This window comes from Serratia sp. GW822-FHT06E05, assembly GCF_058799445.1.
This window is the reverse complement of the sequence record NZ_JBXALM010000004.1, coordinates 236,094-262,344: the sequence shown is the minus strand read 5'-3', so window position 1 is coordinate 262,344 and position 26,251 is coordinate 236,094. Positions and strand designations below refer to the sequence as shown.

The following is a 26,251-nucleotide window of genomic DNA, read 5'->3' as shown; positions in this document are numbered from 1 at the left end:
TGTCAGTAAATTTTCCCGAGAAAAACTACGGCTCCCTTTCTTACTCTGCAAATAAGTTACAGTTCATCAGCAAGAAAGCATTGTCGATCGCAGAGGCGCTGCCTACACTGCAAACAGAAGTGACGCTGGTGACAATTTGGAGCCGGTTGCTGTGGTTCCCATAATGAATAAGGAAGACATAATGAGTTGGCCGTTCCTTGCCGTATTCTTTTCCGGTTGGCTGTTCGTCGATGCCTCCTACCGTGGGCCTCGCTGGCAGCGCTGGGTGTTTAAGCCCATCACCCTGCTGCTGTTGTTATTGCTGGCCTGGCAAGCGCCGGTGTTGGGGCCTGCCGGCTATCTGATCGTCCTCGGCCTGCTGGCAACCTTAATCGCCGACACCCTGCTGCTGCTGCCGCGCGAACGCGTGCTTTACGCCATCGGTGCCTTTTTCCTGTCGCACTTGCTGTATACCCTGAGCTTCGCCAGTCAGATGACCTTCAGCCTGTTTTGGCCGCTGCCGCTGGCGCTGCTGATTATCGGCGTGCTGTTACTGGCAACAATTTGGACGCGACTGGAAGAAATGCGTTGGCCGATCGCCACTTATGTAGCGATGACGCTGCTGATGGTGTGGCTGGCGGGTGAGCAGTACTTTATGCGCAGCACCGATTTCGGTTTCTCGCTGCTGGCGGGCACTTCACTGCTGCTGCTGGCCAACGTGGTGTGGCTGGTTAACCGCTATCGCTGGACCTTCCGCGCTGCGGATGCGCTGGTGGCCTTCTGCTATTTCTCCGGCCATTTCCTGATCGTACGTTCGCTGTATCTGTAAGGCTGCTCAGGGCGGGTTCGACTGCCGAACCCGCTGTTGTTATACCAGCGCTTTCAGCGTCAGTCCGTCATCCGCGCCAAGCTGGTTGCGGTAAATATCGCCATCGCGCGAGAAGAACGCCAGCGTACTGCCATCCGCCCGCAGCAAAGCGATGCCGTCCGGTGCCGGGCGCCAACCGACCACCTCGGCGGTTAACACCTTTTCCAAACAGTGCTGCCGATCAACCAAGGAGTAGCCGTTGATTTCACTCTGTTCACCGGCCAAAAACTCAATCTGACATTGTTGTTCGGCATTGGCGACCTGCCATTGCCCCGCCAATGATTGCGCGCTGGGAAGAACCAAACTGCTGGCCATAACTGCTCCCGTTACCATCATACCGCCCACGACTGCAGCGACGTGCGTCACGTTGCCCTTCATATCGGCTCCTGTATAACGCCCGGCCAACCGGCGCCGGGCGTTACCGCCTGCACTGTTAAACGATAAAGTCAGTGGCGACGTCAACCTGGCCGACGATCTTCACCAGGAAGTCCGGGGCCTGATGGCCACCGATATTCAGGGCCAGATCGCTGACGTTATTCGACGCATTGTAAGACAGCAAGGCTTCGCCCGCTGCGCCACTGAAATGATCGACGAAGTGGATCTGATCGCCACCCTGCGCGCCCTGATTGAAGAATGACAGGTCGATTTTATCGATGCCTTTCTGGAAATCCTTGATCCAGTCGGAGGCACCCGGCGCAGAATCGCTGACCGCAGAGAAGACAAAGGTGTCTTTGCCCGCACCGCCCCACAGCTCATCAGCCCCACCACCACCGAACAGCACGTCGTTGCCCGCGCCACCTTTCAACACGTTGTTGGCCGCATTGCCGACGATCACGTCATTACCTGAACCGCCAATCGCGTTCTCGATGGTCACACCTGCGGCAATGGACACGTTGCCTTTCAGCCCACCCACGTCGGAGAAAGATTTCTCGTTCAGATTAATACGCTGGTTAGCGGTGTAACCGGAGAAATCGAAGGTGTCATTACCACCCGCATCCCAGGCCGCAAAGATCACTTTTTGCGAATTGCTGGTGGTACTGAGGAAGTCACGTCCGGTATTTGAGTTGAAGCCATACACGGTATCGCCGGTACGGGTGGTCTGGTTGGCACCATACAGATGCTGAATAGCGGAAATGTCATCCAGCAGTGGCGCCGCAGCGTAGTGCCCGCCGTTGTCGCCACCGGTGTTGGTTTCGCTCCAGTAACTCATCAGGCTGAACTCACGAGTATCTTCGGCGTAGCTGGCGTCTCTGTAGGTCGGGTTGCCTTCACCGGCGTTGTAATCGCCCGGATGACTCAAGCCCAACGCATGGCCAATTTCGTGGGTAAAGGTCTGGCGGCCGTAGTCTTCGCTGGCCGGATGTTTCACGTTGGACTGGTTGACGTTGTACCAGGTCTGCCCGCCCAGGTTTTGGCCCTGATAAATGGTGTTCGGCAGGAAGGCGTAAGCCTGGGTATCGTAGTCATAATGGCCGGGACGATCCTGGCTGTAGTTACCGAAGGTGATATTGGCCTTCTGGCCGGCACCAACTTCGGTAAAGGTGATATTGGCCACGTCAGACCAGGACTGCAGCGACAGCTTAGCCTGCTGCTGCTGTTCCGCGCTGAATTTGCTCAGTCCGGTATCGCCGGCGACGTTGGTGGAAGAGAATTTATAATCCGGGAAAGAGAACGTTAATTTAACCGGTTGGCCAAAAACTTTATAACCGTTCCAGGTTTGGTTCTCGCGGGTAATAAACAGCCCGGCTTGTTCGGTAGAAAATGAGTCCTTGCCATTAACCTGAATCCCGTTGCCTCGCTCATGATAATGCAGCAAATTATCTACTGCATTGTAAGCGGAGCTCGCAGCCGCAAGGCTGGATTCAGTAATTTCAATTGCCTTTTTAGTAGATTGCATTGGTTCGATTCCACTCATTAGCTGATTGTTTTCAATCAGACAGATAGACATAACCTGCCAGGAAGCCACGGAGAACGAACCGCACGCTTACGGGAAGGAGTTTATGCGCCGTTGCCGGCAGTGTGTTAGAGAGAATTAATGCATATATATCAGCAAATAAGATTACCACCATAAATGGTAATCGATTCCAATTATAGGCAGCGGTGTAAAACTGCACATAAAATAATCAGCCATTTATTATCGTTTCGAAGGCGATTTATGCTGGTTTTTTGCGTTATTTACAATATTAATGAAACTTAAATGCCATGAGTTGGTAACAAACTCCAACAAAAATGCGGCCTGCAGAGCCAAGCGAATCGTGCTGGGATTTAGACGGCTAAAAGTTAAATTTGGCTAAAGCGTTATAGATTAATAACTCTTTATTATTAGCCGCCGGTACTTTTTAGTTCCCGCAGGAATAACATTTTCTTTTTTTGACTAATCACCTCGTGCCTTCCGGGTCTTTCGCGCTCGTCGCCCCCTGATAAACGACATGGGAAAAAAGAAATACCCCAATTCTCCCTCCGGTGCGCCATTAGCAATAATTCTCATCCGTCGCTTGACTCTGGAGTGGACTCCAGGGTGTAGAGTTTGTTTCAAGAAGCTCATTAACTGCCCTGAGGGGGGACGTTATGCATAACCATGAAAATCACAATCATCAGGAACATAACCATGCCGAAGGTGGCTGCGGGTGCAATCACAGCCACAGCAAAACCCAGCACGGTTGCAGCAGTGAAAAACAAAACGCCGTCAACCCTGGCGAACACTCTCATGCTCACGATCATGGCGCCAGCTGTTGCAGCGCTGACGATCATGGGGATCCGGACGAAGAAAGTGACAGGCTCGCTGCCGCCCCTCTCTCCGGCAGCGAGCGCTACAGTTGGAAAGTCACGGGTATGGACTGCCCCAGCTGCGCTAAAAAGATTGAAAATGCCGTTACTGCCATCCCGGGTGTCGTAAACGCACGGGTGTTATTCGCCACTGAAAAGCTGGTGGTAGACGGCCAGTCGAACCTTAGCCTGCGCATCCAGGACGCAGTGCAACAAGCCGGGTTTACTCTGCTCGGCACTCAGGCAAACCAAGCCGAGCCGCCTAAACCTTCACGCCTGGGGGAATTCGGCCCGTTGCTGCTGCTCACCGCGCTGATGATCGTCAGTTGGGCACTCAGCATGGTCAACCCTGAGCTGAGCCGCATTGCCTTTATCGCCACCACGCTGGTGGGGTTAGCACCAGTCGCCACCAAGGCGATACGTCTGATCCGCTCCGGCACGCCGTTTGCCATCGAAACGCTGATGAGCGTGGCGGCCATCGGCGCGCTGTTTATCGGCGCTACTGCCGAAGCGGCCATGGTGCTGCTGCTGTTTATGGTCGGCGAAATGCTCGAATCCTACGCCGCCAACCGCGCCCGTCGTGGCGTGAAAGCGTTGATGGAGCTGGTTCCTGAAGATGCCCTGCTGCTGCAGGGTACCGAGCGTAAACGCGTGCCGGTCTCCAGCTTGCGTCCCGGCGATGTGATTGAAATTGCCCCCGGCGGTCGCCTTCCGGCCGATGCCGAACTGCTCAACCCGTTCGCCAGCTTCGACGAAAGCGCCCTGACCGGCGAGTCGGTCCCGGTAGAACGTCAGCAAGGTCAGAAAGTGGCGGCGGGCAGTTTGTCGGTCGATCAGGCCGCGCAGATGAAGGTGATTTCCGAGCCGGGCAAAAACGCCATCGACCGTATCCTGCAACTGATTGAAGAAGCCGAAGAACGCCGTGCGCCGATCGAGCGTTTCCTTGACCGTTTCAGCCGTTACTACACCCCGGCCATTATGCTGCTGGCCATCGCGGTAATTCTGGTGCCACCGTTGATGTATGCTCAACCCTGGGATGTCTGGATTTACCGCGGCCTGACCCTGTTGCTGATCGGCTGTCCTTGTGCACTGGTGATCTCCACTCCGGCAGCCATTACCTCCGGCCTGGCGGCGGCAACCCGTCGCGGCGCGTTAATTAAAGGTGGCGCGGCGCTGGAACAGCTCGGCCAGGTGCAAACCATCGCCTTCGACAAAACCGGTACCCTGACGGAAGGCAAACCGACGGTGACGGATGTGCTGCCGCTCAACGGCATCAGCGAACAGTCACTGTTGATCCTTGCTGCAGCGGTAGAAGCTGGCTCCCATCACCCGTTGGCGCAGGCCATTATCAATCGCGCCGAACAATATGGTGCTCCTTTGCCGCCGGCACAGAACCGCCGTGCGTTGGCCGGCGTCGGTGTGGAAGGCATTGTCGACGGTAAAACCGTGCTGATCAGTACACCGGCCAAACTGGCCGCAGGCTTGCTCAATCAGCAAGGTGCTAACCAGGTGGAACGGTTGGAAAATGCCGGTAAAACGGCAGTAGTGGTACTGGAAGATGGCGTGCCGATCGGCCTGCTGGCCCTGCGCGATACGCTGCGCAGTGACGCCAAGCAGGCGATTGCCGAACTGAATGCGTTGGGGATCAACGGCGTAATGTTAACCGGCGACAACCCTCGAGCAGCCGCAGCGATTGCCGCCGAGCTGGGGCTGGACTACCGTGCCGGTTTGCTGCCGGAAGATAAAGTGAGGGCGGTAACCGAGCTGAGCGAACTGCGGCCAACGGCGATGATCGGCGATGGCATCAACGATGCGCCGGCAATGAAAGCCTCCAGCATCGGTATTGCCATGGGCAGTGGCACCGACGTGGCGCTGGAAACCGCCGACGCGGCGCTGACGCACAATCGGCTGCTGGGCGTGGCGGAGATGATCCGCATCTCGCGCGCTACACACGCCAATATCCGCCAGAACATCACCATTGCGTTGGGTCTGAAAGGGATATTCCTGATCACCACCCTGATGGGCCTGACCGGGCTGTGGCTGGCGGTGTTGGCGGACTCTGGCGCTACCGCGCTGGTCACCGCCAACGCCCTACGCTTGCTGAAGAAACGTCAGTAATAAGAACCACCTATCAGGATGCCAGCAATGGCATCCTGATTCACTTAGCCGAAAAATAACACCGGCAAGTCGCACGTAATAACCATAAAACCAGCATGCCTTTCTATATTCTTCCGCCACCTATTCCTGAAACCCGATAAGCCTACTTAACTTATCAGAGTCATGGCCGAATGAATGAAACCGCTATATTTTAAAATCCTGAACCTGATCGTCGTCCCTTTTATCCCTACACTGGCTCTGGCGCAGCAGCCTGACTCTGCCGCCACAGAGCAACTCATTGATAGCGCCGATCGCCCCCTTTTCACCACCCCTAACGCCTTACCCGCAGCCCAGCATAACGATGCGCCCAAGGCAAAACCCCAGCCTGAGCATCGCCTGTTGCCGATTTGGGGGGATGAAGCACGCGCCCGTGGTTATGATCTGCCGGAACCCTTCGGGATCGGCATCAACTACATGAACATGCGGCAAAATATCGATGTCGACAGTATCCAATTTTCCGGCCTCAGCCTGGGTAAAACTCCCTTGCCATCCAATTTGTTCAACATCGACGTGGGCAAAACTCGCGAGAAAAGCAAAACGGAAACCATGCGTCTGGACACCTGGGTACTGCCATTCCTCAATGTTTACGGGATCATCGGCCATACCAAAGGCAGCTCGCTGTCCCAGGTTTCCGTAGACGCCGATCCCAGTCAACAAAAAGGCTTCCTGAACAAGGTTATCGCGGGTCAGGTGCACCGCATGAATCAAAGTGGGCAACTGCGCGATCTGGATTTTAAGCTCGATTTTAAAGGCACCACTTACGGCGCCGGTTTCACGCTGGTTGGGGGATATGAGAACTGGTTCACCTCGGTCGATACCAACTACACCCGCACCAATTTCGATATCCTTGATGGTCAGATTTCCGCACTGACGGTGTCGCCTCGGGTAGGTTACCGCTTCCTGGTGCCCGGTATCAGTGGCCAAACCCATCTCAACCTGTGGGTCGGCACCATGTATCAGGACGTCCAGCAGAGGTTCAAAGGCAGCCTGAGTGATTTAAAAATGCCAACCGAACTTCAGAGCCTGATGATGATGGCCAATCAGCAGGGTGAAGGCCGTTTTGACGTGAAACAGCACCTGCAATCGCCGTGGAACGTACTGATTGGCACGCAATACGAGATCACCAGACACTTTAACCTGTTGACCGAATTTGGCTTTAGCGAACGTAACAGCTTTATGGTCTCCGGTGAATATCGCTTCTGATGGCAATATCGATCCGCAGTTTGCCGCTGGTATTGTTGGTTCTGCTACCCGGAGCTCACGCCACTTTGTTGTCACGCCAGCAAATAGATGAAATGTTGGCCCCTTTGGGGTCTAACAACCAATTCGACAGCAGCAAAGCCATCGATTGGGGAGTCTTGCCCGGCCCATTCTATACGCCAGAACTCGGTCTTGGCATCGGTACCGCCGTCGTGGGGATATATCGCCCGGACAGCCAGGATAAAGTCAGCCAAAACTCGACGCTGGCGTTAAAGGGCTTTTTCAGCACCACCGGTGCCTTCGGCGTCGGTTTCCAAAACCACAGTTTTTTCGCTGACGACCAATGGCGTTTTTTTGCCGACGGCTCGCTGAATAATATGCCCACCTATTTCTGGGGCACCGGTTACCAGGCTGGGCATAACAACGGCAACAAAGAAAAGTACACGCAGCAGGCATTCCAGATAGCCCCACAGCTGCTGTATCGCATTGCCAATGCCACCTACGCGGGGGTGGGCTGGGATTTTTCCTCGACGCACGCCAGCAAGAGTGATGAGGATGACAGTAGCCTGTTAAGAGCCCAAAAAGCCGGCGTTTCATCGCTAAGTTCAGGAGTCAGCGGTTCGCTGAGTTACGATACGCGCGACTTCGTTTCTAATGCCAGCCGTGGTCAGTATCTTCACCTGAGCGACACCTATTTTGCGCCAGAGTTGGGCGGCGACAGCCGTTTCAATGCTGTAGAAGGCCAGTACAATGCCTACCACAGCTTGAGTGCGAAAAGCGTGCTGGCGTTAGACGCTTACAGCCGCCTGACGACGGGCGAGGTACCCTGGGACAGGCTGTCCGGCCTGGGTGACGACAAACGCATGCGCGGCTATTATCAAGGCCGCTATCGCGACAGAAATGTGTTCAGCAGCCAGATCGAGTATCGTCGCAAGCTGAACTGGCGCCACGGTTACGTTCTTTGGGCCGGCGCGGGAACGCTAAGTAGCAAGGCTGGCGATTTGGGCCAGGGGCCCTGGTTACCCACGCTGGGAGCGGGTTACCGTTTTGAATTCAAACCGAAAATGAACGTGCGGCTCGATTTTGGCATCGGACGTGGCAGCAGTGGATTTTACTTTCAGGTTGGGGAAGCTTTTTAATGCGCTCTGTTGTACTGCTGGTTTTGTTGTCGTTTACTTCCGCGCTATCTGCCAAACCCGTGGAAACGTTGGTGACCTCGCAACCCATCAACGAAAGCCGTATCGCCTGGCCGGTGGCTGCGCCGCTGTCCCCGCCGGATGGTTTGCGCCCCTGCTGTGCCTTTGGCTACAACCTCAAAGCGCAAGTTTGGGGTATCCCAGTCCCCTTTTATCAGTTGGGTAACCTGGTGGATGCCGACCGGCTTGGCCGTCACCACTATAACGACAGCGCTTTCAATGCCGTTAGCAACTTGATGGGACTTGGCAGCGAGCAATTGGGGGTGATGTACACCCGCCGCGGGGGATTTATCGATATCGCTCACGTACGCGACACCGCCGACAATACCCTTTTCCTGTTCAGCCAACTGCTACCCCGATTGGGCCAGCAATGGAATATCGATCTTAGCCCCGAGTTGGCAATACGCCGTATCCAGCTGAACGCCTTTACCCCGCCTCAGGATGCTGCGCAGCGCTATACGCTCGCGGCGTATTTGGCAGGAGAACTCGCCTTTCAAATGGCGGCGTGGCATGAAGTGGCACAGTGGTATGGCTATCAGTCGGTACCGGGGTTTTCTGAGGAGGTTTCGGCTTTTTCACCGGAAGATTTGTATTCCAACCTGCTGGGATCACGGCTGGCGATCGATGCTATCTTGCAGGGGCAGGCGGTTTCCATAACGGCCTACAACCACGCCATGGAGAATTTGCTCCCCCAGGCCCTGCACCAGCTTGGCGCCGTCTCCATCAGGGCAACTCAGCGGCAGTTTGACGGGATTGACGGCGACTGGTGGGACAGCCATCGCCGGGTACCGGAGAAGTTTCTGGTCTTAAAACGGGATTACACGACCGGCAGCAATCGCCTGCCGGCTCTGCCGCCGTTCGAAAACACCGCCCCACAACGCCTGATGTTACCGCTGCAGGTTCAGGGGTTCTGGCTGGCAAAGCTGGGTGAACTGCAACTCTGGCCGACGGATGCGATGCATTCTCTGCCGGTGCCGCCCCACTATTACCGCCCGCAGGATTTCAGGGGGCTGGCAATGCATGCTCGCGCATCGGACGCACAGCAAATACTGCAAAAACGCTAGGCAAAAGCGGCGATTAGCGCTCAACACCTTTACGCAATAAATAGCGGTAAGGCGTTTTTTCAGTTTCCTGCGCCACCAGCGTGTGCTCCATAAAACGGCAAAAACCCGGAATATCGCGGGTGGTGGCCGGATCGTCAGCAATAATCAGCAGGGTTTCACCGTTATCCATATGGCGCACGGTTTTACGCACCATCATTACCGGTTCCGGACAGCGCAGCCCCAGCGCATCAAGCGTCTGGTCGGCCTGGGCAAACAAGTCAGTCATGCAATTTTTCTCGGTCAAAAGCGATCGGCGTACGCTCGCCGCATCTCATTAGCGCCTAGTTTACGCCGGTAGTTTTTCTGTGCAAGATGCGTTAACGTTTGCGTTAAATTTAACCATTGCATTGGTTGCGCAAACGCGTATCATGCGGCCGCGCAGCTTATTTCGCTGCACAGACAAGACATTCTGGGTTCCCTCACCCCACTGCTAAAAAGGCTACAACATGTATTCGTTTACCGCTCGACAGCGCCTCACCGCGTTGGTCTGGCTATCGCTGTTCCATATTGTCATCATTACCTCCAGTAACTACCTGGTGCAGTTGCCGATGTCCATTTTCGGTTTCCATACCACCTGGGGTGCGTTTACCTTCCCATTTATCTTTCTGGCAACCGACCTGACGGTGCGTATTTTTGGCGCCCCGCTGGCGAGACGCATCATTCTTTCGGTGATGGTGCCGGCCCTGTTTATCTCGTACGTCATCTCCACCGTCACCTATCAGGGGGAATGGCAGGGGTTTGCCGCACTGGGTAGCTTTAACCTGTTTGTCGCACGTATCGCCGTCGCCAGCTTTATGGCTTACGTGCTCGGTCAGATCCTCGACGTACACGTTTTCAACCGGTTACGCCAGCGCAGCGCCTGGTGGGTGGCCCCTGCCGCGGCCATGTTCCTCGGCAATATCAGCGACACGTTGTCGTTCTTCTTTATTGCATTCTACAAGAGCAGCGACGCCTTTATGGCCAACAACTGGGTCGAGATTGCGCTGGTCGATTACAGCTTCAAGGTGCTGATCTGCATGCTGTTCTTCCTGCCAATGTATGGCGTGCTGCTGAATATGCTGCTCAAACGCATTGCCGCTCGCCAGGGCGACAGCAGCCTGCAACCGAGCTGACCCGTGTTATCATTGGCGGCCTACCCATCCGGAGGCCGCCATGACCGTCACCACCCGCCACGCCACCCTCGAAGAAATTCATCGTCTGTATCAACAAATCCCCGAATTCGGCAATCTGCACAACCTCAACGATCTGCAACAGCGCATCGGCTCACTCCCGATGGCCGCACTGATCGCCGAAGTCGACGGCCAGGCTGCCGGTTTCAAGCTCGGTTATCAGCAACAAGACCGAGTGTTTTACAGCTGGTTGGGTGCCGTATTGCCGGCTTGTCGCCGCCACGGTGTGGCGTTAGCGCTATTGGCCGAGCAGGAAAACTGGGCACGGGCGCAGGGTTATCACCAGTTGAGGGTGAAAACCCGGAATCAGTTCCGTGCGATGCTGATGATGCTTATCAACAATCACTATCAGATTGTTCAACTGGAAAAGAAAGGCGAAGTGGCTGATTATCGGCTATTACTTGAGAAAACCTTGTGACAACATCTGCCTTGCATTTCACCCTGGAATAGGTTGCGATACGGCAGTGAAACCCTACCTGAAAGGAAGAAGGAAGCCCAATGCGTAAAGTAGCAAAATTGATGGGTATCAGCCTGTTAGTGCTTGGCCTCGCGGCCTGCGACGGCGAAACCAAAGACACCAAAGCGCCGGCGGGCGATGCCGCAGCCAGCGCACCGGCCGGGCAACAGGTAAGCTTGCTGGAGGGTAAGCTGGCGTTCACCCTGCCGGTCGGTATGGCGGACCAAAGCGGCAAGCTGGGTAATCAGGCGAACAACATGCACGTTTACGCCGACAGTACCGGCCAACGCGCAGTGATCGTGATCCTCGGCGACAAAACCGCCGACAGTCTGGAAACCCTGAGCAAGCGTCTGGAAGATACCCAGCGCGCGCGTGATGCGAACCTGCAGGTGGTCACCAACAAAGCCATCGACGTAAACGGCGTGCCGCTGCGTCAGTTGGACAGCATCATTACCAGCGGCGGCGAGAAGGCCTACTCCTCCATCCTGATCGGCACGCTGGATAACAACATGCTGACCATTCAGGTGACGCTGCCGGCGGATAACCAGCAGCAGGCGCAAAGTGAAGCCGAAGGCATCATCAAAACGCTGAAACTGAACAAGTAAACTTTTACTGACTCAGCCTATAGGGCGCAGTTCACACTGCTGCGCCCTACGCCAGGGCCTGTGCCAACAGGGTAATCGGGTGTTCGCAGCGCTTGCTGGTCGACATCTCGATTTGCCATTTACAAGTTTCGCAGTCCGTCACCACCAAATCGACCCCACTCTCCTCAATCTGGCGAAACAGCGATGCGCCAATCCCTTGCGAAGTCGCATAGTTCTCGGATTTAAATCCGTAGGTGCCGGCAATGCCGCAACACTGCGAATCTAATACCACCAGCTCCAGCCCCGGTATCTGCCGCAATAATTCCAGCGTATAAGCCGTCCAGCCCATTTTCTCCATGTGACACGGCGTATGGTAGGCCACCCGCAATGGCGTGCGCTTCAGCGGCAGGCTGCGCCCCTGATTGAGCAGGCGGTACAGATAGCGCGTCGCCAGCTCCACCCGTTCACGCACCGCCGAGGTATCCACCTCCAGCAAATGCGGGTATTCGTCACGCAGCGTAAAAGTACAGCTCGATGATGTGGCCACTACAGGGATACCGCGCTCCAACACCGCCTCATGCAGCGATTCGGCATTCACCTTGGCCTGTTTCTTGGCCTGGGCGATAAAGCCGTTGGCAATCAGCGGCACACCGCAGCATTTTTCGCGCTTAAGCAGCTGCACGCCGATATCCATCGCATTGAAAACTTTGATCAGATCCTTACCCAGCTGTGGATGGTTGTAATTGACGAAGCAGCCGTGGAAAAAAGCCACCTGCTCGGCGTAACGCTGTTGGGCCTGCGCTTGCTGGCGGTACCAGCGGCGGAAGGTGCCGAACGAGTATTTGGGCAGTTCGCGACGGTGATCAATTTTCAACGCCTTGTCCAGCAGCGCGCGCACCGGCTTTAACCCGGTGGCAGCGTTGACGATCGGCGCAAACGGCGTCGACAGTGAGCCCATGATATCGGTATGACTGAGGATGGCGTCGCGCAGCGTCGGCTTGCTCTGGGCAAAGTCGGCACGCGCCCGCTGAATGATATCGCCAATTTTGACGTCGGACGGGCAGGCCACCTCACAGCGTTTGCAGTTGGTGCAATACTTCAGCGCTTCGTCGTACAGCGCCGGATCTTTTAACCGTAGGCGTTCGCCGTCCGGCCCCGCCTGCTTGGGCCCGGGATAAAGCGGATTGACCTTGGCCACCGGGCAATAGGTGGTGCAGACGGTGCACTTGATGCAGTTCTCAAAACTGTTGTCTTTGCGCAGGCTCATGGTTGCTCCTCCTGTGCCGCAATCTGTTGCGCGACATGCAATGCTCCCACCAACGAAACACCTGCACCGCAGCCCTGCTGCAGCGGATCGTAGCCGCCGGTCACCGCCCCTATGGCATACAGGTTACTCAAAGGCTCTCCCTGCCTTAGGGCACGCAGTTGGTTATCGGTGCGTACCCCAAACTGCAAATAGGGTTGCGGAGCAAACAGCTCGCGACAACTCCAGTCTGCACGCTCCGCCTTACTGTCGACATCCAGTCCAAATACCGGTTCACGTATGCCGTCGAAGTCCGCCACCAGCCCATTACTGAAAAAACTGCCGCTGGCCAGCACCACCTGCTGCGCCACCAACGGAATGTCAGTGTGGTTGCGGGTATAAACACCGATGACTCGCCCGGCTTCAATATCCGCTCGCAGCACGCTGTCCCCCGGCATAAAAACGCCGCCCAATTGCTGTAATCGCGAGCGCAGCGCCTGGTGCAACCGCATCCCCAGTACCGAAGGCGGCAGCGTCGGCAGCAGGCGAATCGGTTTGCCGACCGCCGCCTGCAGCGCCGCCAATGGCGCGTCATCCTCCAGCCCCAGACAGGCCGGCAAGAATATCGCCTCGGCGTCCGCAGCCAACCGCCGAAGCTCGTCCGCCATTGGCGTCAGGTTTTCCGGCAGATCCAGTACCCTGGCGATATTTACCGCTCGGAACTCACTGGGGTTATTGCGCAGCCGGTCCAGCGCCGGCAAGTGCATATCCGCCACCTCAGCCCGAACGTCCAGGGCCTGCGTCAGGGAACTCGCGGCCAACTGTGGCTGAAAATCCAAAAATCCTTCAATACCGATCACCGCAATGTGCCGCCACGGCAGTTCACCGCCTAACGGCGTAACGGGGATAGCCTGCGGGCTGAGCCAGGTGGCCCGGCGCGTGCCCAGCGGCGTGATGCGCAGATGATTGCGTTCGCTGCCACCCTGCAAATCAAGCCCACAGCGCTGTAGCAGCGATGCAGCTTCACCCGACAGCGCCGCCACCCGCTCGGCACCGATCAACGCATAGGGATGCCGGGGTGCCTGTGTTGCCAGTGCGGACAGCGCCGCCAATGGCTCTGTCACCGGGGTGCCGTCGGGCAGTTGCGCCAACAGATCAAGCGAGCCGGATGAAAAATAGAGTGCACTCTGGCCAGAACTGACCACCGCACAGCGCTTGCCCTGTTCCGCCAGGCGGATGGCGCAGGTCATACCCGCCAGGCCACCGCCAATCACCACTACGTCAAATCGCATCATCGGCCTCCTGTTCCCCCCGGGCATCGAGCCCGCACAATCCCTGGTAAACCCAACTGGTAAATTCACTTTCGCGCAGCGCATCGCCCCAGGCGATAGGCCGGACGCCTTTCCAACGCTCGTTGAGGAAATGCGATAGCTGGTCGATCGACTGCTGCGGGGTGGTGACGTTAAAGCGTGTCAGCAGCCCCGCGGCACGGCAGGCGCAAAGCTCCCCCTGGCAGGTGCCCATGCCAACGCGGGTACGGCGACGCAAATCGACCAGGTTATTGACGGTGAGAGAGTTAACCGCATAACGCACCTCGCCGGCGGTCACCGCTTCGCATTCGCACACCAGGCTGTTGTCCAACCGATCCCCCGCCGGTACGCGGTTTGCACGGTCGCCGTGGCGATAAACCGCCGAGCCACGAATACTGGCAGGCAAAGACACCACGCTACGCACCGTTTCTTCCGCCGACTGACGAGAACCCGGCAACGCCTCCTGTGCGGTAGTGCAGGGGCTGTCTGCCCGAAGCTTTTCACACACTTTATCGGTCGCCCACTGCGCCATCAGCCGATAGGTCATCAGCTTACCGCCGGTGATGGTGATAAAGCCTTCCAGGCCGTCGCGGCTGGCATGATCGAGCAGCACGATGCCACGGCTGACGTTGCGACCGCTAGGGTCGTCGTCACTGGCTACCAGAGGCCGAACGCCGGCATAAGCACGCAGAATTCGGGTTTGCGCCAATTCAGGTGCCAGCAACGCACCCTCGCGGATTAAAATGTCCACTTCCTGCGGGGTCACCAGCATGTTGTCGATCTGGTCATAGTCAATGTGGGTGGAGGTGGTGCCAATCAGCGAGATGGTGTCGCCCGGCACCAGAATGTCGGCGTCCGCCGGCTTGCGGCAGCGGTTGATCACCATGTTGTTGATGCGATGACCCAGGATCAGCAAAGCGCCCTTGGCCGGGAACATGCGAATTCGCAGATCGGCATATTCTGCAATCTGCTGACCCCAGATACCGGCGGCGTTGACCACCACTTCGGCGTGAATATCGTAACGGCGCGACGATTGATGGTCGAAAACACGCACTCCGGTAACGCGATCGCCCGTGCGTAATAAACCGACCACCTGGTGATAAGTGAGGATCTGCGCGCCGTGCTCACGGGCATCGAGCATATTGGCGGCGGTCAAACGGAAAGGATCGACAGTACCGTCCGGCACGCGCACGGCACCGATGAGCGCCGGATTAGCTGCCGGCTCCAGCCGCAACGCCAACTGCGGATCAATAGCTTCAGCGTTGATACCGGCGCTGTGGCAGGAGACAATAAACTGCTGTTGGTAAGCCAGTGAATCCTGCGGCAGGGTGATAAACAGCCCGTCGGTTCGCTCAATACAGTGATGCGCAATGCGTTTGAGGATACGGTTCTCTTCTATGCATTCGCGCGCAGATTCGCCGTCGGTTACCGCATAACGCGCACCGCTGTGCAGCAGGCCGTGGTTGCGCCCGGTCGCGCCGGTCGCGATATCATGACGCTCCAGCAGTATGCAACGCAGTCCGCGGCGTGCGCAGTCACGAGCAATGCCCGCGCCGGTCGCGCCGCCGCCAATGATGATCACATCCGTTTCGTTTTCTGCTGAATGGCTGCTCATGACGCTCCCTCTGGATCCGTGGTTATTGCCCTATTGGGCCACAGTCATTGGGGTCTTTGTTTGATAAGGAACAATAACGAACTTAAAACGAAAGTAAAATGTCCACAAAAAACCACGAATGTGATCACAATCACGATTTTTAGGCGTTTTTCTATTTCATAACGTTAACGAATCGCTCAAAATCCGCCGGTGTTTCATAAAAGTGTAACATTTGCGCCATTCATCACAGCGACACCAGGCGGTTTTGACTAGGATGACGCTCGTTATGGAACAAAAAAACACCACATTCGATATCCGCTCAATCATCAAATGAACGTAAAAGATCATATTGATGTGATAACTAGATAAAGCCATCGGAGGCGCTCATGTTGAGTATTTTTAAGCCGGCAGCACACATTTCACGTGTGCCGGTCGACAAAGTCGACCCGCTGTACCGTAAATTGCGCTGGCAAATATTTATGGGGATTTTCTTCGGTTATGCCGCATACTACCTGGTGCGCAAGAACTTCACCCTGGCCATGCCTTACCTGATTGACCAGGGCTTCAGCCGCGGTGACCTCGGTTTCGCGCTGTCCGGTATTTCCATCGCCTACGGTTTCTCCAAATTTATCATGGGGTCGGTTTCTGACCGCTCCAACCCTCGCGTGTTCCTGCCCGCCGGCCTGATTTTGGCTGCTGCGGTCATGCTGTTCATGGGCTTCGTTCCATGGGCGACATCGAGCATCGCGGTCATGTTCGTGCTGCTGTTCCTGTGCGGTTGGTTCCAGGGCATGGGCTGGCCGCCTTGTGGCCGTACCATGGTGCACTGGTGGTCGCAGAAAGAGCGTGGCGGTATCGTTTCGGTCTGGAACTGCGCCCATAACGTGGGTGGCGGTCTGCCACCGCTGCTGTTCTTGCTGGGTATGGCCTGGTTCAACGACTGGCACGCGGCGCTGTACATGCCGGCCTTCGGTGCCATTCTGGTAGCCCTGATCGCCTTTGCCCTGATGCGCGACACCCCGCAATCCTGCGGCCTGCCGCCGATTGAAGAATACAAAAACGATTATCCGGACGACTACACCGACAAAGCGGAAGAAGAGCTGACGGCCAAGCAGATCTTCATGCAATACATCCTGCCGAACAAACTGCTGTGGTACATCGCCGTAGCTAACGTGTTCGTTTATCTGCTGCGTTACGGCATTCTGGACTGGTCACCGACCTACCTGAAAGAAGTGAAACACTTCGCGCTGGACAAGTCTTCCTGGGCTTACTTCCTGTACGAGTATGCCGGTATTCCGGGCACCCTGCTGTGCGGCTGGATGTCGGACAAGGTGTTCAAGGGTAACCGCGGCGCTACCGGCGTGTTCTTCATGACGCTGGTGACCATTGCCACCGTCGTTTACTGGCTGAACCCGGTCGGTAATCCTGGCATCGATATGGCCTGTATGATCACCATCGGCTTCCTGATTTACGGCCCGGTCATGCTGATCGGCCTGCACGCACTGGAACTGGCACCGAAGAAAGCCGCCGGCACCGCCGCAGGCTTCACCGGTCTGTTCGGTTACCTGGGCGGCTCTGTTGCAGCCAGCGCCATCGTCGGCTACACCGTTGACTACTTCGGTTGGGACGGCGGCTTTATGGTGATGATTGGCGGTAGCATCGGCGCGGTAGTGCTGCTGTTGCTGACCATGATGAGCGAGAAAAAACACCACGCGGAAATCGCTGCCAACAAACGCGGTTAAGCGTCATACAACTTTCGCATTATTTAAAGGCCGCCTTGCGGCCTTTTTACTACCCCTGCACCTACAACATGGAGAACAACAATATGCGGACTCAAGTCAAAGCCCTGCTGGCAGGGATTATCCTGGCCACCTCAATGGTCAGCGCCGCACAAGCCGCCGACAAGGTGGTGATCGCCCACCGTGGCGCCAGCGGTTATCTGCCGGAACACACGCTGCCGGCGAAGGCCATGGCCTACGCGCAGGGCGCGGATTTCCTCGAACAAGATCTGGTGATGACCAAGGACAACGAGCTGGTGGTGTTGCATGACCACTACCTCGATCGCGTCACCGACGTAGCAGAGCGTTTCCCGGACCGCGCGCGCAAAGACGGCCGTTATTACGCCATCGACTTTACGCTGCCTGAAATCAAGTCGCTGAAGTTCACCGAAGGTTTTGAGATCGAAAATGGCAAGAAGGTACAGGGCTACCCGGGTCGTTTCCCGATGGGTAAATCCGACTTCCGCGTCCATACCTTCCAGGAAGAGATCGAATTTGTGCAGGGGTTGAATCATTCAACCGGCAAAAACATCGGTATTTACCCGGAAATCAAAGCGCCGTGGTTCCATAAGCAGGAAGGGAAAGACATTTCCAGCAAGGTGCTGGCGGTTCTGAAACAGTACGGCTACACCGGCAAGGGCGATAACGTTTATCTGCAATGCTTCGATGCCAACGAGCTGAAGCGGATTAAAACCGAGCTGGAACCGAAAATGGGCATGGATCTGAAGCTGATCCAACTGATCGCCTATAACAAGTGGCAGGAAACCTATGAGCAGAAAGCCGACGGCAAATGGGTGGAATACGACTATGACTGGATGTTCAAACCGGGCGCGATGAAGCAAATCGCCCAGTATGCCGACGGCATCGGACCGGACTACCACATGCTGGTGGTGGCGGAAAAATCCAAGCCGGGCAAGGTGGTGCTGACCGACATGGTGAAAGAAGCGCATGCCAACAAGTTGGCGGTGCACCCATTCACCATCCGCGCCGATGCGCTGCCAGACTACGTGACCGACGTGAATCAGCTGTATGACGTGATTTACAACCAGGCGGGCGTGGACGGCGTGTTCACCGACTTCCCTGACAAGGGCGTGCAATTCCTGCAAAAGCAGGGCCAGCACAAGTAATACCAATCAGGGCGCCGCAAGGCGCCCTGTTCATATCAACCCAGGAACATTTTCCGCAGGTAATGTGGCACCGCGTCGTCGACGTTTGAGCCAATGACTTCCAGCTCAGGCAGTTTATCTTTCAAACGCTGATGCGCGTCGCGCATGATGCAGCCTTTACCGGCCATCGACAGCATTTCCAGATCGTTCATGCCGTCGCCGAAGGCGATGCACTCTTTCAACGTATAACCGATGATCTTGGCCACTTCTTCCAGCGCATGCCCTTTTGACACGCCACCCGCCATCACTTCCAGACAGGTTGGGAACGAGAAGCTGACGTTAACCCGATCGCCCCAGCGTGCATTGATGGCATCTTCCAGCGGCAGCAGCTTTTCGTGATCGTCGCAGGTGAAGTACACCTTGCACACGCCGTCGGTTTCCAACAGGCCCGGTTCGAACAACTGGTACTGGAAAATGGATTCCTGGAAAAACTCTTTCTGTTCAGGGCTTTCGCGGTTGATGTACCAGTCGTCGTTGCGGTAGACGTTGGTGGTGATATCGGCATCGTTATGCAGCATGCCGTAAAGGTCGCGGGCAATGTCTTCGGCCAGGTTATGGCTGAAAATCAGCTCACCGTCGGTGTTGTGCACGCGAGCGCCGTTGGACGTGATCATAAAGGCGCTGATGTCGAGGTTATCGCGGATCTGCGCAACGTCGATATGGTGACGCCCGGTAGCGAAGACGAAATGTACCCCACGCTGGGTCAGCAGCTTCAAGGTCTCTTTGGCGTACGGGGACAAGGTGTGGTCAGGTGACAGCAGCGTGCCATCTAAATCGGAAGCGACGACGTGATACATAGCGGTATGTTCTAACCTCTGATGGAGTGGTCGGCGGTAGGGGTACCACCTAAGTGTTGAGCAAAGAAACGCAGGATTGCGTTCAGTGCTTCGGCGCGCATCGCGTCCCGCTCAAACAGGATCTCATGCCGTGCGCCTTCGATAACCTGCGGTTTTTCCCCTTCGCAAGGGTGCCCCGCTTCTGACAATGCCTGACAAAAAGCCTGGTGAGAGCGGTTGTCGACCACCCGATCCTCCCCGGCCTGCAATAACAATAGCGGCGTAGTGATGTTAGCCGCCTGAGCGATGATATCCCGACCGGCCTGGAGACTTTCTCGCACCCAATGGTAAGTGGGCCCCCCCACCTGCAGCTCGGGATAGTCGGCGTAATAGCGCAAGCAGCGCCGATAACGTTCACGACTGTGGGTCAACACGTTGACCACGTACGGCAGTGGGCGCCACTGGCCGGTGCCTATCGCATAGTACTCACGCACCTTCGGGTGCTTCTCCGCCCAGTCAAGAATGCGATTGGCCATCCAACCCGGCATCGGTAAATAAATGCCGAACATTGGCGCACAAAACGCGGCGGCGTCAAAGGCCTGCGGCTGACGAGCCAGGAATTGCGCCAGGATCGCGCCCCCCATTGAGTGCGCCAGCGCAAAGCGTTGCCGGTAACCGCGTGGCTTCACTTCCTGCTGATAGAACTGGGTGAAATCGTCGACGTAATCGCTGAAGTTTATCACATGACCACGGTGCGTATCCGCCAGCAAACGGCCGGAACGGCCTTGCCCACGGTGATCTAAAATCATCACATCATAGCCACACTGGAACAGATCGTAGGCAACCTCAGGATATTTAACGTAACTTTCGATGCGGCCGGGGCTTACCACCACCACCCGCTGATGACGCGCAGAACAGAATCGTACGAAGCGGATGGGTACGCCGCCAACGCCGATGAACTCGCCCTCCTCACGCAGCCGCCAAAAGTCCAGCAGCGGGCCGGTGGCGAAAGCAGCAAACTGCGTTTCACGCGTTAACCAGTCATCGGTGCTGAGAGTAAACGACGTCATCAAATGCTTTTCCCTGAGCCGCCAGCGGTAAAAATGTGACCGCTGGCACAAGAAATAATACTAGCGTATTGTGATTCAATTCCTACAAAAACCGAATCATTTTGGCACAAATTGGCGCTTTCAGGGAGCACTGCAATGACTTTGGACTGGTGGCTAACCTACCTGCTGACAACCCTTATCCTCAGCCTGTCACCCGGCTCTGGAGCGATCAACACCATGAGCACCGGCATCAGCCACGGTTATCGCGGGGCAGCAGCCTCGATCGCCGGGCTGCAGGTCGGGCTGAGCCTGCATATCCTGCTGGTGGGCATTGGCCTGGGGGCGCTGATCTCGCAGTCGCTGATGGCTTTTGAATTGCTGAAATGGCTGGGTGCCGCTTATCTGGTGTGGCTCGGTATTCAGCAGTGGCGCGCCGCCGGTTCGCTGGACTTGCATACGCTGGCGGGCACCATGCCGCGCCGCCGTCTGTTCCGCCGCGCCGTGCTGGTGAATCTGACCAATCCGAAAAGCATCGTTTTTCTGGCGGCGCTGTTTCCACAGTTTATTTTGCCCAATCAGCCCCAAGCCGAGCAGTACCTGGTACTCGGCGTCACTACGGTGGTGGTCGATATCATCGTGATGATTGGCTACGCCACTTTGGCGACCCGTATTGCCGGTTGGCTGAAGACCCCACGCCAAATGCAACTGCTGAACCGCATCTTTGGCTCGCTGTTCATCCTGGTCGCAGGGCTGCTGGCCACGGCCCGAAAAGCCTGATGCAAAAGGGCCGAACATCGCTGTTCGGCCCTCTGGTTCACTGCCCCAAAATTAACGGGTAAAGATCAGGTGCAAGCCGAAACCGGTGAACAATACCCCCGCCAGTCCGTCGATCCATTTCGCCAGGCGTTGATAGCCCCGGCGCATTGCCGGTAGCGCAAACACCACGGCCACTAGGCTGAACCAGACAAAAGTCTCGGCGATGATCAACAGGAACAGCCCCCAGCGCGCACCGGCGCCCACGTCGTCACCGACAAACAGTGAGAACACGCTGCCGAAATAGATAACGGCCTTTGGGTTTGACAGGTTGGTCAGAAAACCGCGAATAAAGCTGCGTCCCGGCTTAGGCAAGGCCACTTTCACTTCCGGCGCTGGCGTTGATTGTGCATTCTGAGAGCGTGCGGAGCGCAGCAGCTGCCAGCCCATCCAGCACAGGTAAATCCCCCCGCCCACCATAATAACCTGATGCAGCCAGGCCATTTTTTGCAGGATCAGGTGCAGACCCATCAGCGCCACACCTGCCCAGACGACGATGCCCAGCGAGATGCCCACTACCCCCATCATCGCCTCACGGCGTGAACGGCTGGCGGCGGTTTGCGAAACAAAAAAGAAGTCCGGCCCCGGGCTCATCAGCGCAATCAGGTGCACCAGCGCCACGGTCAGAAATAACATCAGCATGATTTACTGCCCTTAGTCTTCGTCATTATCGAGATGATCGCGGATCATCGCCATAAACGGGGCGCCAAAACGCTCCAGCTTACGCTGGCCAACGCCGTTAACGCTCAACAGATCGCCGGCCTTGATTGGCATCTGTTCCGCCATTTCCAGCAGCGTAGCATCGTTAAACACCACGTAAGGCGGAATATTTTCTTCATCGGCAATCGATTTACGCAGCTTGCGCAGTTTGGCAAACAGTTTGCGATCGTAGTTGCCGCCGTAGGATTTCTGGTTGGCACTGCCACGCGATTTCAGGCTTTGAATGCGTGGCACCGCCAGTTGCAGCTCCAGCTCGCCGCGCAACACCGGGCGTGCAGCCTCGGTCAGCTGCAATGCCGAATGCATGGCAATGTTCTGAGTGATAAACCCCAGGTGGATCAACTGACGCAGCACGCTGGTCCAGTGTTCGGTGGTTTGGTCGCGGCCAATGCCGTACACCGGCAACTTTTCATGGCCGTATTCGCGGATACGCTGATTATTGGAGCCGCGTAACACCTCGACAATGTAGCCCAAACCGAAACGCTGCCCGACGCGATAGACACAAGACAGTGCTTTGCGCGCATCTTCCAGCCCGTCGTAGCGCTTGGGCGGATCCAGGCAGATATCGCAGTTGCCGCAGTTCTGATGTTTGCCCTCGCCAAAATAGTTAAGCAGCACCAGACGGCGGCAGGTTTGCGCTTCGGCAAATGCGCCCATGGCGTTCAGCTTGTGGCGCTCGATGTCCAACTGTTGTCCGGCAGGCTTTTCTTCCAGGCAGCGGCGCAGCCAGGCCATATCGGCCGGGTCATACAGCAAGATAGCTTCGGCGGGCAGGCCATCGCGCCCGGCGCGGCCAGTTTCCTGATAATAAGATTCGATATTGCGCGGAATATCAAAGTGCACCACAAAGCGCACGTTCGGTTTATTGATGCCCATACCAAAGGCGACGGTGGCCACCACCACCTGTAAATCGTCACGCTGGAACGCTTCCTGCACCTGGGCGCGGCGATCGTTGTCCAGCCCGGCGTGATAGGCACCCACGCTCAGCCCACGGCTTTGCAGGCGCGCGGTGGTGTCTTCCACCTTGGCCCGGCTGTTGCAGTAAATAATGCCGCTTTTGCCGCGTTGGTCCTGTACAAAACGCCACAGTTGATCGAGAGGTTTAAACTTCTCCACCAGCGTATAGCGGATGTTCGGCCGGTCAAAGCTGCTGACCTGTACCAGAGGGTCCTGCAGTGCCAGCAGGCGCACGATGTCGCCACGGGTAGATTCATCGGCTGTCGCCGTCAGGGCTATCACCGGCATCGCGGGGAAGCGTTGCTTCAACTGCCCCAAGGCACGGTATTCTGGGCGGAAGTCGTGGCCCCACTGCGAGATACAGTGTGCTTCGTCTACTGCCAGCAACGCCGGCGGACAGTGGTCGAGCAGATCGAGAAAGCTGTCCATCATCAGCCGCTCGGGAGCGATGTACAGCATTTTGATCTGGCCGCTGCGGCACCCCGCCATCACTTCGAGCTGCTGCTCACGCGTTTGCGTCGAGTTATAGCAGGCGGCGGAAACGCCATAGGCCAACAGCTGATCGACCTGATCTTTCATCAGCGAAATCAACGGGGAAACCACTAACGTCAGGCCATCCATCACCAGCGCCGGGATTTGATAGCACAAGGATTTACCGCCGCCGGTCGGCATAACAACCAGGCAATCCTGCCCGCCGATCGCCGTGTTGATAATCGTTTGTTGACCCGGTCGGAATTGCTGATAGCCGAAGGTATCGCGTAATACCTGCTCTGCCAGCAACTCTTTGTTTATCACTGCTGCGGTTGACACACACTTCCCCATTTTTTGCTGCGTAGCGACGCCTGTATGACGGCCGGATTACATAATATCGTTAAGCATGACACCAACGCCAACCCGTGTCTGCCGGAAGTTGTAATCAATCAAGGATTCGCCGTAACCGCTGAAGACTTGCGTGTAGAAACGCACGTGCTTGCTGATCGGGTAGCTCCAACCCATTTCCGCGCCGCCGTAGCCGCTGTTCCAGTTATAGTGGCTGTCGACGCTGAAGATGCTGTCACCCCAGGCATAACCGACTTTCAGGCGGTAGTAGCCCATGTATTTGGTGATATCCGGGTTATCGTCGCTGCTGCTGCTTTCCGAGAAACGGAACCAGGGCTTCAGATCCACCTGCCAGTTGCCGTTTTGCGCCATAAAGCGCGCGTAACCGCGGTTCCAACTGCGTGAGGTGGGATCAGAACGGCCGTTGGACTGGTGATTGAGGCCCACTTCCACATCGCGCAATGTCCAGCCGGCGAAGCGGTAATCGGTCGCCCAGCCGAGGAACACCTGCGGCTCGTAGTTGGTTTCGCGAAACGGTGATGATTCACCGTGGTTGGACAGCTGCCACCAGGAGCGCTGAGTATAAGATGCACCCAGCACCGAGTTGTCGCCGGCAATGCCGCGCCACAGTGGGAATGCCAGACTAAGCTGGAACTTCACCTCGTCCTTGCGGGCGTTATCGGACCAGTTATAGGACTGAATGGCTTCTTTATTGATATTGCTGGTATCGGTATACAACACATAGTTGGTTTCATACGGATACAGCGTAAATGGGTTGTCGTGATCCTGCAGCATGTTGGCAATAATGCTGCCGCGTACCGCCGGTTTATCATGAATTTGCTGCTCTTTGGCTTCTTCCGCCTGTACCAGCAGCGGCGCGGCCAGCGTGGCCAAAACGATCCCTGACAAAATGCGCATAACGTTCCTCACCCCAACAAAAAATGACAAACTCTGAAATAAAAACAGGCCATTTTACACACAAAGGAGATTTTACAGCAGCACGGCGTGTATTTATTGGATTAGTCTGGAAAGCAACAAAATATAGGCATAATATCAACAAACGGTTAACCTGGACTGACCAGTTTACTTCCCTACGACACAGAACAAGAATGGGTATTTATGTCTACCACACCACTCACACTAGAAGCCGCACGCCAAAAAATTGGCGAAATCTTTGTTTATCACATGCCGTTTAACCGCGAGCTGGGTCTCGAGCTGCGCCGCTTTGACGACGACTACGTGGAGCTGAGTTTCACCAATCAGCCCAAGCTGGTTGGCAATGCGGCCCAGAAGATCCTGCACGGTGGGGTGATCGCCTCGGTGCTCGACGTCGCCGCCGGGTTAGCCTGCGCCGGTAGCGTGCTGATGCGCCTGGATCCACTGATCGAAGAAGAAGTCGCTAGCCGTCTGTCGCGCATGGGCACCATAGATTTGCGCGTTGATTATCTGCGCCCGGGCCGTGGCGAGCACTTTATCGCGGCTGCCAGCGTATTGCGCAGCGGCAACAAAGTCGCGGTCGCCCGCGTTGAACTGCATAACCACGATGGCCTGCACATCGCCAGCGCTACCGCGACCTATCTGGTCGGGTGATTGTATGCGGTGAGGCTCTTCAGTACACTCACCGCATCTCCGTTTTTCCCATCTGAGTAACGTCATGGACGCACAGCAAACGCGGCAGGGCATCTTCTTTGCTCTGGCCGCCTATTTTATTTGGGGCATAGCTCCAGCCTATTTCAAACTGATCCAACAGGTGCCTGCGGATGAGATCCTCACCCACAGGGTTATTTGGTCATTCTTCTTTATGCTGGCGCTGATCACGCTCGGGCGTAACTGGTCGCAGGTGCGCGCCGCCTGCCACAATCGCAAACGGCTGTTCTTGTTGGCAGTGACCGCGGTGTTGATCGGCGGCAACTGGCTGCTATTTATCTGGGCGGTGAATAACCACCATATGCTGGAAGCCAGCCTGGGATATTTCATTAACCCGCTGGTGAACGTGCTGCTGGGGATGCTGTTCCTGGGTGAACGTTTCCGCCGCATGCAGTGGATAGCGGTGGTACTGGCATTCGCCGGCGTGTTGATTCAGCTATGGCAATTCGGTTCGCTGCCGATTATCGGGCTGGGGCTGGCATTTAGCTTTGCGTTCTACGGTCTGCTGCGCAAGAAGATCGCCATCGACGCGCAAACCGGCATGCTGATTGAAACCCTGTGGCTGCTGCCGGTCGCGGCTGCGTATCTTTTCCTGTTCGCCGACAGCCCAACCAGTCACCTGAGCGCCAACCCTTGGTCGCTGAACCTGCTGCTGGTGGCAGCCGGCATCGTCACTACCGTACCGCTGCTGTTCTTTACCGCCGCAGCCACCCGCCTGCGCCTGTCGACACTCGGCTTCTTCCAGTATCTCGGCCCCACGCTGATGTTCCTGCTGGCCGTCACCTTCTATGGCGAAACTGTCGGCCAGGATAAGCTGGTGACCTTTGGCTTTATCTGGGCCGCACTGCTGTTGTTTATCCTCGACGCGCTCTATACCCAACGTAAACTGCGTTGAAGCAG

24 protein-coding genes are annotated in these 26,251 nt (G+C 56.4%); 13 read left to right on the top strand and 11 right to left on the bottom strand.

Annotated features, from left to right (window positions below):
* Window positions 1-181 precede the first annotated feature (181 nt).
* Window positions 182-808: a lysoplasmalogenase gene (locus AC1RKC_RS13255; RefSeq protein WP_020824800.1), complete on the top strand. Its 627-nt coding sequence runs from the start codon at window positions 182-184 to the stop codon at window positions 806-808.
* 39 nt (window positions 809-847) lie between these two features.
* Here the strand turns inward: AC1RKC_RS13255 and AC1RKC_RS13250 are convergent, their stop codons facing one another.
* Both AC1RKC_RS13250 and AC1RKC_RS13245 read right to left on the bottom strand, forming a co-directional pair.
* Window positions 848-1,225, bottom strand: coding sequence for an AprI/Inh family metalloprotease inhibitor (locus tag AC1RKC_RS13250; protein ID WP_048762245.1), 378 nt, complete (start codon window positions 1,223-1,225; stop codon window positions 848-850).
* 55 nt (window positions 1,226-1,280) lie between these two features.
* A complete protein-coding gene (locus tag AC1RKC_RS13245) occupies window positions 1,281-2,744 on the bottom strand; it encodes a serralysin family metalloprotease (RefSeq protein ID WP_488765519.1) in 1,464 nt (487 codons plus the stop codon).
* Window positions 2,745-3,415: 671 nt separating this feature from the next.
* On the opposite strand from AC1RKC_RS13245, the gene AC1RKC_RS13240 reads away from it, so the two are divergent.
* The 4 genes from AC1RKC_RS13240 to AC1RKC_RS13225 all read left to right on the top strand — a co-directional run bounded on the left by AC1RKC_RS13240 (window position 3,416) and on the right by AC1RKC_RS13225 (window position 9,230).
* A complete protein-coding gene (locus tag AC1RKC_RS13240; protein WP_116691455.1) occupies window positions 3,416-5,731 on the top strand; it encodes a zinc/cadmium/mercury/lead-transporting ATPase in 2,316 nt (771 codons plus the stop codon).
* 174 nt (window positions 5,732-5,905) lie between these two features.
* Window positions 5,906-6,973, top strand: coding sequence for a hypothetical protein (locus AC1RKC_RS13235; RefSeq protein ID WP_116691456.1), 1,068 nt, complete (start codon window positions 5,906-5,908; stop codon window positions 6,971-6,973).
* The gene (locus AC1RKC_RS13230) at window positions 6,973-8,109 is read left to right on the top strand and encodes a BamA/TamA family outer membrane protein (protein WP_493092564.1); all 1,137 of its coding nucleotides are present in this window, start codon (window positions 6,973-6,975) and stop codon (window positions 8,107-8,109) included. The genes AC1RKC_RS13235 and AC1RKC_RS13230 overlap by 1 nt, the downstream gene beginning before the upstream one ends.
* Window positions 8,109-9,230 (top strand): DUF4056 domain-containing protein, encoded by a 1,122-nt coding sequence (locus AC1RKC_RS13225; RefSeq protein ID WP_493092565.1) that lies wholly within the window; start codon window positions 8,109-8,111, stop codon window positions 9,228-9,230. Before AC1RKC_RS13230 ends, AC1RKC_RS13225 begins: the two co-directional genes overlap by 1 nt.
* A gap of 13 nt (window positions 9,231-9,243) precedes the next feature.
* Here the strand turns inward: AC1RKC_RS13225 and tusA are convergent, their stop codons facing one another.
* Complete coding sequence (tusA, locus tag AC1RKC_RS13220; RefSeq protein WP_020824793.1) at window positions 9,244-9,495, bottom strand: sulfurtransferase TusA; 252 nt, start codon at window positions 9,493-9,495, stop codon at window positions 9,244-9,246.
* A gap of 220 nt (window positions 9,496-9,715) precedes the next feature.
* Between tusA and AC1RKC_RS13215 the strand changes: the two genes are divergently transcribed.
* From AC1RKC_RS13215 to AC1RKC_RS13205, 3 genes are all read left to right on the top strand, one after another.
* Entirely contained in the window at window positions 9,716-10,381 is a 666-nt protein-coding gene (locus AC1RKC_RS13215) for a 7-cyano-7-deazaguanine/7-aminomethyl-7-deazaguanine transporter (protein ID WP_020824792.1), read from the top strand.
* 40 nt (window positions 10,382-10,421) lie between these two features.
* Window positions 10,422-10,856: a GNAT family N-acetyltransferase gene (locus tag AC1RKC_RS13210; RefSeq protein ID WP_020824791.1), complete on the top strand. Its 435-nt coding sequence runs from the start codon at window positions 10,422-10,424 to the stop codon at window positions 10,854-10,856.
* Window positions 10,857-10,936: 80 nt separating this feature from the next.
* On the top strand, window positions 10,937-11,500 hold the full coding sequence (locus tag AC1RKC_RS13205; protein WP_048762234.1) for a DcrB family lipoprotein: 564 nt from the start codon (window positions 10,937-10,939) through the stop codon (window positions 11,498-11,500).
* 46 nt (window positions 11,501-11,546) lie between these two features.
* Here the strand turns inward: AC1RKC_RS13205 and glpC are convergent, their stop codons facing one another.
* From glpC to glpA, 3 genes are read right to left on the bottom strand one after another with little or no spacing between them, the layout of a single operon-like run.
* A complete protein-coding gene (gene glpC / locus AC1RKC_RS13200) occupies window positions 11,547-12,746 on the bottom strand; it encodes an anaerobic glycerol-3-phosphate dehydrogenase subunit GlpC (protein ID WP_262259377.1) in 1,200 nt (399 codons plus the stop codon).
* On the bottom strand, window positions 12,743-14,014 hold the full coding sequence (gene glpB, locus AC1RKC_RS13195; RefSeq protein WP_488765537.1) for a glycerol-3-phosphate dehydrogenase subunit GlpB: 1,272 nt from the start codon (window positions 14,012-14,014) through the stop codon (window positions 12,743-12,745). Before glpB ends, glpC begins: the two co-directional genes overlap by 4 nt.
* Complete coding sequence (glpA, locus tag AC1RKC_RS13190; RefSeq protein ID WP_046374735.1) at window positions 14,004-15,647, bottom strand: anaerobic glycerol-3-phosphate dehydrogenase subunit A; 1,644 nt, start codon at window positions 15,645-15,647, stop codon at window positions 14,004-14,006. The genes glpB and glpA overlap by 11 nt, the downstream gene beginning before the upstream one ends.
* Before the next feature lie 365 nt (window positions 15,648-16,012).
* Here glpA and glpT point away from each other — a divergent pair, with 365 nt between their 5' ends.
* The gene (gene glpT / locus AC1RKC_RS13185; protein ID WP_020824786.1) at window positions 16,013-17,368 is read left to right on the top strand and encodes a glycerol-3-phosphate transporter; all 1,356 of its coding nucleotides are present in this window, start codon (window positions 16,013-16,015) and stop codon (window positions 17,366-17,368) included.
* An 83-nt stretch (window positions 17,369-17,451) separates the two neighbouring features.
* On the top strand, window positions 17,452-18,531 hold the full coding sequence (glpQ, locus tag AC1RKC_RS13180) for a glycerophosphodiester phosphodiesterase (protein ID WP_020824785.1): 1,080 nt from the start codon (window positions 17,452-17,454) through the stop codon (window positions 18,529-18,531).
* Between the two features lie 35 nt (window positions 18,532-18,566).
* On the opposite strand, the gene yigL is transcribed toward glpQ, so the two are convergent.
* Together yigL and pldB are read right to left on the bottom strand one after the other, a co-directional pair.
* Window positions 18,567-19,367 (bottom strand): sugar/pyridoxal phosphate phosphatase YigL, encoded by an 801-nt coding sequence (gene yigL / locus AC1RKC_RS13175; protein WP_020824784.1) that lies wholly within the window; start codon window positions 19,365-19,367, stop codon window positions 18,567-18,569.
* An 11-nt stretch (window positions 19,368-19,378) separates the two neighbouring features.
* Complete coding sequence (gene pldB / locus AC1RKC_RS13170; protein ID WP_046374738.1) at window positions 19,379-20,416, bottom strand: lysophospholipase L2; 1,038 nt, start codon at window positions 20,414-20,416, stop codon at window positions 19,379-19,381.
* A 135-nt stretch (window positions 20,417-20,551) separates the two neighbouring features.
* On the opposite strand from pldB, the gene rhtB reads away from it, so the two are divergent.
* Window positions 20,552-21,172, top strand: a complete 621-nt coding sequence (gene rhtB, locus AC1RKC_RS13165) for a homoserine/homoserine lactone efflux protein (protein ID WP_020824782.1) — start codon at window positions 20,552-20,554, stop codon at window positions 21,170-21,172.
* A gap of 51 nt (window positions 21,173-21,223) precedes the next feature.
* On the opposite strand, the gene rhtC is transcribed toward rhtB, so the two are convergent.
* From rhtC to pldA, 3 genes are read right to left on the bottom strand one after another with little or no spacing between them, the layout of a single operon-like run.
* Window positions 21,224-21,850, bottom strand: a complete 627-nt coding sequence (gene rhtC, locus AC1RKC_RS13160) for a threonine export protein RhtC (RefSeq protein ID WP_020824781.1) — start codon at window positions 21,848-21,850, stop codon at window positions 21,224-21,226.
* A 12-nt stretch (window positions 21,851-21,862) separates the two neighbouring features.
* Window positions 21,863-23,695, bottom strand: coding sequence for an ATP-dependent DNA helicase RecQ (gene recQ / locus AC1RKC_RS13155; RefSeq protein ID WP_020824780.1), 1,833 nt, complete (start codon window positions 23,693-23,695; stop codon window positions 21,863-21,865).
* Window positions 23,696-23,743: 48 nt separating this feature from the next.
* Entirely contained in the window at window positions 23,744-24,622 is an 879-nt protein-coding gene (gene pldA, locus AC1RKC_RS13150) for a phospholipase A (RefSeq protein WP_020824779.1), read from the bottom strand.
* Window positions 24,623-24,823: 201 nt separating this feature from the next.
* Between pldA and AC1RKC_RS13145 the strand changes: the two genes are divergently transcribed.
* Together AC1RKC_RS13145 and rarD are read left to right on the top strand one after the other, a co-directional pair.
* Window positions 24,824-25,294, top strand: a complete 471-nt coding sequence (locus AC1RKC_RS13145; RefSeq protein WP_020824778.1) for a thioesterase family protein — start codon at window positions 24,824-24,826, stop codon at window positions 25,292-25,294.
* A 64-nt stretch (window positions 25,295-25,358) separates the two neighbouring features.
* The gene (gene rarD, locus AC1RKC_RS13140) at window positions 25,359-26,246 is read left to right on the top strand and encodes an EamA family transporter RarD (protein WP_020824777.1); all 888 of its coding nucleotides are present in this window, start codon (window positions 25,359-25,361) and stop codon (window positions 26,244-26,246) included.
* The last annotated feature ends 5 nt before the right edge of the window (window positions 26,247-26,251 follow it).